This window comes from Stenotrophomonas sp. 05L44_2, assembly GCF_056665995.1.
Genome location: NZ_JBFTNR010000121.1, coordinates 1 through 7,498 on the forward strand (window position 1 = coordinate 1; position 7,498 = coordinate 7,498).

At 67.5% G+C, this 7,498-nt stretch carries 7 protein-coding genes and 1 pseudogene; 1 reads left to right on the plus strand and 7 read right to left on the minus strand.

What is annotated here, in order from left to right; translation table 11 throughout:
• Positions 1–208 precede the first annotated feature (208 nt).
• The 5 genes from gloA2 to AC1VAN_RS06245 form a co-directional block, all read right to left on the minus strand.
• A complete protein-coding gene (gene gloA2 / locus AC1VAN_RS06225; RefSeq protein WP_032975068.1) occupies positions 209–613 on the minus strand; it encodes an SMU1112c/YaeR family gloxylase I-like metalloprotein in 405 nt (134 codons plus the stop codon).
• On the minus strand, positions 610–1,680 hold the full coding sequence (locus AC1VAN_RS06230; RefSeq protein WP_480985469.1) for a serine hydrolase domain-containing protein: 1,071 nt from the start codon (positions 1,678–1,680) through the stop codon (positions 610–612). The genes gloA2 and AC1VAN_RS06230 overlap by 4 nt, the downstream gene beginning before the upstream one ends.
• 16 nt (positions 1,681–1,696) lie before the next feature.
• A complete protein-coding gene (locus AC1VAN_RS06235) occupies positions 1,697–3,640 on the minus strand; it encodes a DUF885 domain-containing protein (protein WP_480985470.1) in 1,944 nt (647 codons plus the stop codon).
• A gap of 96 nt (positions 3,641–3,736) precedes the next feature.
• Positions 3,737–4,522: a queuosine precursor transporter gene (locus AC1VAN_RS06240; protein ID WP_442251877.1), complete on the minus strand. Its 786-nt coding sequence runs from the start codon at positions 4,520–4,522 to the stop codon at positions 3,737–3,739.
• Positions 4,519–5,202, minus strand: coding sequence for a DUF502 domain-containing protein (locus AC1VAN_RS06245; protein WP_032975065.1), 684 nt, complete (start codon positions 5,200–5,202; stop codon positions 4,519–4,521). Before AC1VAN_RS06245 ends, AC1VAN_RS06240 begins: the two co-directional genes overlap by 4 nt.
• A 108-nt stretch (positions 5,203–5,310) precedes the next feature.
• On the opposite strand from AC1VAN_RS06245, the gene AC1VAN_RS06250 reads away from it, so the two are divergent.
• Entirely contained in the window at positions 5,311–6,558 is a 1,248-nt protein-coding gene (locus AC1VAN_RS06250; protein WP_480985471.1) for a hypothetical protein, read from the plus strand.
• A 7-nt stretch (positions 6,559–6,565) separates the two neighbouring features.
• Here the strand turns inward: AC1VAN_RS06250 and AC1VAN_RS06255 are convergent, their stop codons facing one another.
• The gene (locus AC1VAN_RS06255; protein ID WP_442251875.1) at positions 6,566–7,285 is read right to left on the minus strand and encodes a hypothetical protein; all 720 of its coding nucleotides are present in this window, start codon (positions 7,283–7,285) and stop codon (positions 6,566–6,568) included.
• Positions 7,286–7,338: 53 nt separating this feature from the next.
• A pseudogene (locus AC1VAN_RS06260) lies at positions 7,339–7,498 on the minus strand (tetrameric acyl-CoA thioesterase); the annotation flags it as partial.

A 7,498-nucleotide genomic window follows, 5' to 3' on the forward strand; every position in this document is an offset into this window, starting at 1 on the left:
GTCCGGTTGCGGGGGACGCCGTAAACCCATCCATGGGGGCTTGGCCGCGGCATCCATGCCGCGGACACCCCCGCAACCGGACCCACCCCGCCTTCGACAGATTTTCGCGATCTGCCGGAATGGCATTGCCTGCTCTTGGTGGGTGTCGACCTTGGTCGACACGCAGATCCATGCCATGCGTGGATGAATTTCCGCGATTGAAAATCGCTCAACCGGTCTCGTACAGTTCCAGCGGCAGGTCGTCGGGGTCGGCGAAGAAGGTGAAGCGGCGGCCGGTGTATTCGTCCACGCGGATCGGTTCGCATTCCACGCCGTGGCGGGCCAGGCGTTCGACGAAGGGTTCCAGCGCGGCTACCCGGAACGCGAGATGGCGCAGGCCCTGGGCTTCGGGGCGGCTGGGCCGTGCGGGGGGCGAGGGGAAGGAGAACAGCTCCAGCTGGCCGCCATCGGGCAGGGCCAGGTCCAGTTTCCACGAGTCGCGTGCCGCGCGGTGGTTCTCGGCCAGTATGCGCAGGCCCAGCACGCGCACGTAGAAGTCTTTCGAGCGGGCGTAGTCGCTGCAGATCAGTGCGGCATGGTGGATGCCCAGCAGGCCGGTGGTCGTGGTGGTCATTGCAGGGTGTCCAGCCAGCGCTGGGCGATCTTCAGCGCCAGCGGATAGGGTTCGGTGGCGTTGCGGTTGCTCAGCACGATGACTGTCAGGTGCTTGTCCGGATAGCGCAGGATCACGTTGCGGAAGCCGATGCTCTCGCCGCTGTGCCAGTGCATGCGGCCGTTCAGGCGCCAGCCGAAGCCGTARTGCGGYACGTCSGSTTCGGTGGTGGCGGTGGCCGGGCTGAACATGGCCTTGCGTGATGCGGCCGACAGCAGGCGGTCGTCGTACAGGGCCGCGTCCCAGCGGGCGAGGTCGTCCAGCGAGGAGTAGATGCCACCATCGCCGAGCACGGCGCTGGTGGTGCTCTGGTCAGTACGTTGCCAACGTCCGTCAACTTCGCTGTAGCCATAGGCACGCTGCGCGACCTGGTCGATCCCGTCCTGGTGGGCCACGGTGTGCGCCATGCCCAGCGGCTGGAAAATGCGCTGCTGCAGGAAGCTGGCAAAGTCGCTGCCGGCGGCGCGGCCGACGATCAGCGCCAGCAGTGCGTAGCCGCTGTTGCTGTAGCGGTACTGGCTGCCGGGTGCGAAGGCGAGTCGATCTTCGCGGGCCAACAGCGCCAGCACATCGGTGTCGTGCACCTGCCGGGTGTCGGCAGGGTCGATCAGGTCTTCGTAGTCCAGCAGGCCGCTGGTGTGCGACAGCAGCTGGCGCAGGGTGATGCCGAAAGCAGCGGGCGGCAGCTCCGGCAGCCAGCGCCGCGCGGGCTGGTCCAGCGCCAGGCGGCCGTCCTCGACCAGCAACAGCACCGCCGCAGCGGTGAACTGCTTGCTGACCGAGGCCAGGCGGAAGTTGCTGGCCGGCGTCACTGGGCTGCCATCTTCAACCACGGCCAGGCCGTAGCCGCGACGGAACACCGGCTGCCCGTCGTGCAGCACCAGCACCGCTGCGCCCGGCACCTGGCCGTCGTAGGTCTGCATCAGTCCATCGATGCCTGCATCCGGCGGTGCCAGCGGTGCAGCCGCCAACGCTATCGACGGCAGCAGAGCGAGAACCGTGGCACACAGCAGGGCGGCAGGGCGCATCGCAGCTCCGTGGCGGTCAGGGCGCGGGCGCAGGCGTTGCAGCGGCCGGCTGCGCCAGCCAGCGTTCGATCTTGTGGTCCAGTACATCCAGCGGCATCGAACCGTCCTTCAGCACTTCGGCATGGAAGCGGCGCAGGTCGAACGCAGCGCCCTGGCGTGCCTTGGCCTTGTCGCGCAGGGCGATGATCGTGGTCAGGCCGGCGACGTTGGACAGCGCCTGGCCAGGCTGGGCCATGATCCGTTCCACTTCCGCGTTGGCATCGTCAGCGCTCATGTCCACGGTTTTCTGCAGATAGGTCACGGCCTGCTGCTTGCTCCAGCCCTGCGCATGCACGCCGGTATCGGCGACCACGCGCGCGGCGCGCAGCAGGCGCGAATACAGATAGCCGATGCGGTCGTACGGATCGGTGTACGCGCCGAGCTCATCGCCCAGGGTTTCCGCGTACAGGCCCCAGCCTTCGACGAAGGCGAGGTCACCGCCGAGGCGGCGGAAGCGCGGCAGCTTGGTCAGTTCCTGCTGCAGCCCCAGCTGCACATGGTGGCCGGGAATGGCTTCGTGCAGGTACTGCACCGGCACGTTCCAGCGCTTGCGGCTGGGCAGGTCGCGGGTGTTGACGAACAGCACGCCGGGTTGTCCCGGCGGCGACGGCTGGTAGGAGGCTGCGGCGGCGGTCATGGCACGCTCCGGTTCCACTGCACGGATCTGCAGCGGCGCCTTCGGCAGGGTGTCCAGTACCTGCGGCAGGCGTGCATCGACCTGCTGCTGCACCTGCCGGTAACGGTTGAGCAGCGCGTTGGCATCGCTGTACTGGAACTGGCGGTCGTTGCGCATGCTGCGCAGCAGCTTGGCCTGCGAACTGCGCAGCTTGCCGTCGCGCATCACCGTGGTGATCTGCGCCTGCAGCTCCTGCACACGCTGCTCGCCCAGCGCATGCAGCTGCGCGGCGGTCTGCTGGCTGGCGGTGGTCTGCACGATCAGGTTGGCGTACCAGGCCTGGCCGTCGGGAAGTGCGCCAAGRCCGCTGCTGCTGCGCGTGGCAGGCAGGTATTCGGTGGCGATGAAGCCACGCAGGGCACGGTAGGCCGGCATGATGCGCAGTTCGATCATGCGCTTGTACTCGGCGCTGATGCGCGCCTTGTCCTCGGCGGAGATGGACTCGGGCATGGTCCGGATCGGCGACCAGAAGATGCTCTCTTCGGCGGTCGGCTTGATCACCGCGTCCAGCTGCGGCAGTACCTTTTCCATCAGGTCGCGCGGCTGCACCACGCCGGCCTTCATGCCCTGGCGCATGTTGTCGATGGCCTGCTCGAACAGGTCGGGGATGCCCAGCGAGCGTCGCGACCAGGTGTCGTAGTCCTTGGCCGTATTGAACGGCTGTGCGCCAGCACCGGCGCCGAGGATGGCCATGATGCTGCCGACGTTGTAGTACTGGCTGATCGGCATCATCCAGCTCGGATAACGTTCGGCGGCCAGCGAAGCGCGGGCATCACGCACGAAGATCTCGTAGCTGAGCAGGTCCTGCCCCTGCAGGCCGTCGCTGCCGATCTTCTCGACCTTGCCCAGCCATTCGGTGGTGAAGTCGTGCGATTGCTGGCGCCACGCGGCAGAAAGGATGTTGGGCAGCTGGTCGTTGTAGCGCGGCTCGCCCTGGAAGGTGGCCTGCAGCGGGTTCAACCGCATGGAGGCATCCCAGTATTCGTCGTACAGCCGCTCCAGCTGCACCTRCTTGGGCACCGCACGGGCAGGGGCGACCGGGCGCGGCGCGGCGCGGCGCGCCGAACTGCCGCGGGCGGGCGTGGTGGCACGTGTGCCGGCGCGGGCCTTCGGCTTGGCCGCCTGGCGGGTCTGCGCGGCGGCGGGGCGGCTGCCCTTCTTCTTCGCTGCTTCGGCCGGCGGAACGGCGCTGAACAGGAACAACGCGGCGATGGCGGCGGCCAGGACGCGGGGGGAATACGGCATCAAGAAGCTTCCGTGGAACACAGACCGTGGAGCTTGCACGATCCGCGCGCGTACGGCCAGCGTGGGGGCGCAGTCAGCTTGCGCGTCGCTGGGGCTTCAGTCAGCCGCGGCCGCAGCGCGCAGGTCGGCGGCGCGGTGTTCGCCCAGATAGCGGGTGATTGCACGCCGCATCAGGTACAGCAACGGAATCAGGGCGATCGCAAAGCCCATCTTGTAGGCATAGTTGACGCTGCTCACTGCCAGGAACAGCGATGTCGGCCAGTGCTGCGGGCCGAGCACGAAGGCGATCCAGATCACCACGAAGCTGTCCACCAGCTGCGAGACCGCAGTGGAACCCGTGGCACGCAGCCATACATGGCGCTCGCCGGTTGCCTGGCGGATGCGGTGGAACACCGCCACGTCGATCAACTGGCCGAACAGGAACGCCACCAGCGAACCGGCGATGGTCCACATGCCCTGTCCGAACACCGCCGCGAACGCGGCCTGGTAATCGGGCACGCCGTGGGCATCCATCGAGGTTACCCACCAGCTGGCCGGTGCCAGCGAGATCGCCGCGAAGGCGAACAGGAAACCGTAGGCGATCAGCACCACCGCCAGCCACGAGATGAAACGCACCCCGCGCTTGCCGAAGAATTCGTTGATGGTGTCGGTCATGATGAACACCACCGGCCACAGCAGCGTGCCGGCGGTGAAGCTCAACGAGCCGGTCTGGCCGAACAGGTTCCAGTTCAGCGGGTCGATGCCGAGGGTGTCTTCCAGGGCGAAGATCTTCACCCCGATCAGTTCGGCCAGCACCGCGTTGCCGCAGAAGAACGCAGCCAGCACGATGAACAGCAGGACCGCGCGGTCCTGCAGCGGGCGCGCGTGCGACGCCTCGCTCATTCGGAACGATCGCCGGCGCGGGTGAACGGAACGCTGGCTGGTGCCACTGCACCGCCGGAAATGATGAAGCTCATCGCCTGGTCCACCGTCCAGTCGGTCGGGGTGAGCAGTTCGACAGGCACGATCTCCAGATAGCCGGAGGTCGGGTTCGGCGTGGTCGGCACATAGACGGCCGCCAGTTCGCGGTCGGTGCCCTGTTCCTTGATGACCCGGGTGACCAGGCCCACCGACTTCATGTCGCGGTGCGGGAAGTCGATCAACACCACGCGCTGGGTACTGCCCGGTTCGGTCTGCAGCATGTCCAGCAGCTTCTTGGCGCTGTCATAGATGATGCTGGCCAGCGGAATGCGCTTGATGACCGCGCCGACCCAGCGCAGCAGGCGCTGGCCGACCACGCGGCGGCTGGCCACGCCCACCGCCAGGATCACCAGCAGGGTGGCCAGCAGGGCAATGGTGTTCTGGATCCATTCGGCGCGGACCCAGCCGAGGTAATGCGGGAAGCTGGTAGCGATCTGTTCGGACAGCGGCACCACCAGCGGGCTGGAGATGCCCGACAGCAGCACGAACACGAATTTGACCACCACCCAGGTCAGCCAGATCGGCAACAGGGTCAGCAGGCCGGTCAGGAACAGGCGCTGCAGGGAGGGACGGGGAACCAGGGCGGGGGCATCGAGCGACATGCGCGCATTGTAGCGGTCGCGGCCGCTCGTTTACGCTGCCCGTTGGCGGCGCTGGCCATGCAGGGAAGGGATGCTGTGTTGAGGATGCTGCGGTGGTTGGGTTGGGCAATGCTGGGTCTGCTGGTGATCGCCATCGCGGCATGGCTGCTGTCGAGGTTCTGGCCGTTGTCGGCCGCCCAGCGGGAGGATGTCCGCCTGCTTGAAGCCGCGCATCGCAGCGAGGGCAGGAACGGCTTCGCCCTACTGTGGACGCTGCCCTTCGATGGGCTGGACCTGGCCCAGCGTGAGGCGGCATTGGCCGAAGATCTGCAGCGCTGGCAGACGGCGCCCGCGCAGGCGTCGCAAGCGTCGGTGCTGGCCGCCAGGCACGCACCATTGAATCCGGGCCGCTCAGGTCGTTGTGCAGTCGGGCCGGTCGGCTGCCTGGCACAGGTACGCGCTGATCCGCAGCGCTTCGCTGACGCCCACGCGGGGCATGCCGGCCTGCATGAGCGACTGGCCCGGATGGCGGACTATGATCGTTTCGATTCCCCGTTCAGGCCCAGCGGAAGCGAGCTGCTGCCTCTGCCGGCCTACGCGCCGCTGCTGGATGGGGCAAGTGCACAGGCATTGGCCTATCTGCAGGGCGATGTTGCCGGTGCCATCGAGGGCAGCTGCAGCGCGGTGCGGTTTGGTCGGCGGATGATGCGGACCGGCAGCACGCTGGTGGACAGCATGATGGGCGCCGCCGTGGTGCGGACCCATGCCGCACTGCTTGGCRAGATGCTGGTCGAGCAATCGCCGGATTACGCGCTGCCCGTCCCCTGCGAGGCGGCGCTGCAGCCACTGGACGCGAACGAACAGAGCCTGTGCCAGGCAATGCAGGGCGAATTTGCGATGAACAAGGCGGCGGTGGAAGCGTCCACGCAGACAGCAGGCAGCCGTCTGCTGCTGGATCGCGACCACACCCTGGCCCGGATCGCCGGCAATTTCGGCTGGGCATGCCGGCCTGCTGTAGCCACGGCGCTGGCGGCCGACGTCCCGCTCCCTGTGTCGCCACCGCTGGGATGGGATGTGCGCTGCATGGCCAATCCGCTGGGATGCACATTGAGTGCCATCGCCGGGCCGTCCTATGCGCCGTACGCGGCGCGCAGCCAGGATACGGCGGCGATGATCCGCCTGCTCGGCGCGCAGCGCTGGCTGCGGCTGCAGCCCGGGCCCGCCGACGAGTCGCTGGCGCGGTTGCCGGCGCAATGGCGTTCGGACGCCCGCACGCCCGAGGTGTCTGCCGATGGCCGCTACCTGCAGCTGCTGCGGCGCGGACCTGCGCGCGAAGGGGAAGGCCCGCATCTGTCGATGCCGTTGCGGGTGGATTGACCCGCACTCAGCTGCCGTCGCCGAGCGGATTGAACGCCCAGCCATCACCGACGCTGTCCAGCGTCCAGTGCTTGCGGTCACGCAGGGTCTGCCAGTGCACCTGTTCCTTGTCGTCCTGCATGCTGCCTTCGGTCAGCTTCACCTTGCCGGTGGAGTAGTTCACGCTGAGGCCCTCGGTCTGCCCGGAATTGCGCATCATCGTGTCGCGGTCGTAGCCGATCAGCGCGAAGTTGCCTTCCTGCCAGCGGAACGTGAACGTGGTGGTGCCCATCGACCAGCTGCCCGCGCTGGAGAACGAGTACAACCCAACCCGCAGGGCGCCGCGCTGGATCGACACGCCGGTGCCTTCGGCCAGCGCATCGCTGAGCACGGGCGAGTCCGGCCGTGGAATGAGCGTGTGGTTCTGCGCGGCCAGCACGTAACCGGACGGTCGCGCGAAGGCGATGGCGAGGATGCGCGGGTTGCTGTCATACGGCGAAGGGCCAAACCCATCGTGTTCGATGATGTTGCGCGGGTCCTGCTGGCGCAGCACCAGCGCGAGGTCTGCGCGCCCGTCCTGGTCGAGGTCGCCTTCGATCCTGTATTCCAGCGTCCAGCCGGCAGGTACGAAACCCTCGGCCGTGGCGGCGTGCGCGGGCACGGCGGGATAGCGCACCGGCGGCACGTCCAGTGCAGTGGCGGCGAAGGGCAGGGCGGTCAGTGCCGCAGCAAGGAAGAAAAGGCGCATTGCAGCCTCCATGGCAGGGCTGCAGAGGATAGCCGGGCGTGCGCCGGCCCGCTTTACCGTGCGTGTGGCTTCAGGCGCACATAGACCTGCTTGCGTACCTGCGCGACCACCTCGCCAGCTTCGTCGACCACGTCGTTGCTGAACCAGCGCAGCACTTTTTCGCCACCAGCCGCCGCCGTGCGCAGTTCATCCAGCAGTGCATCGTCGATGCGG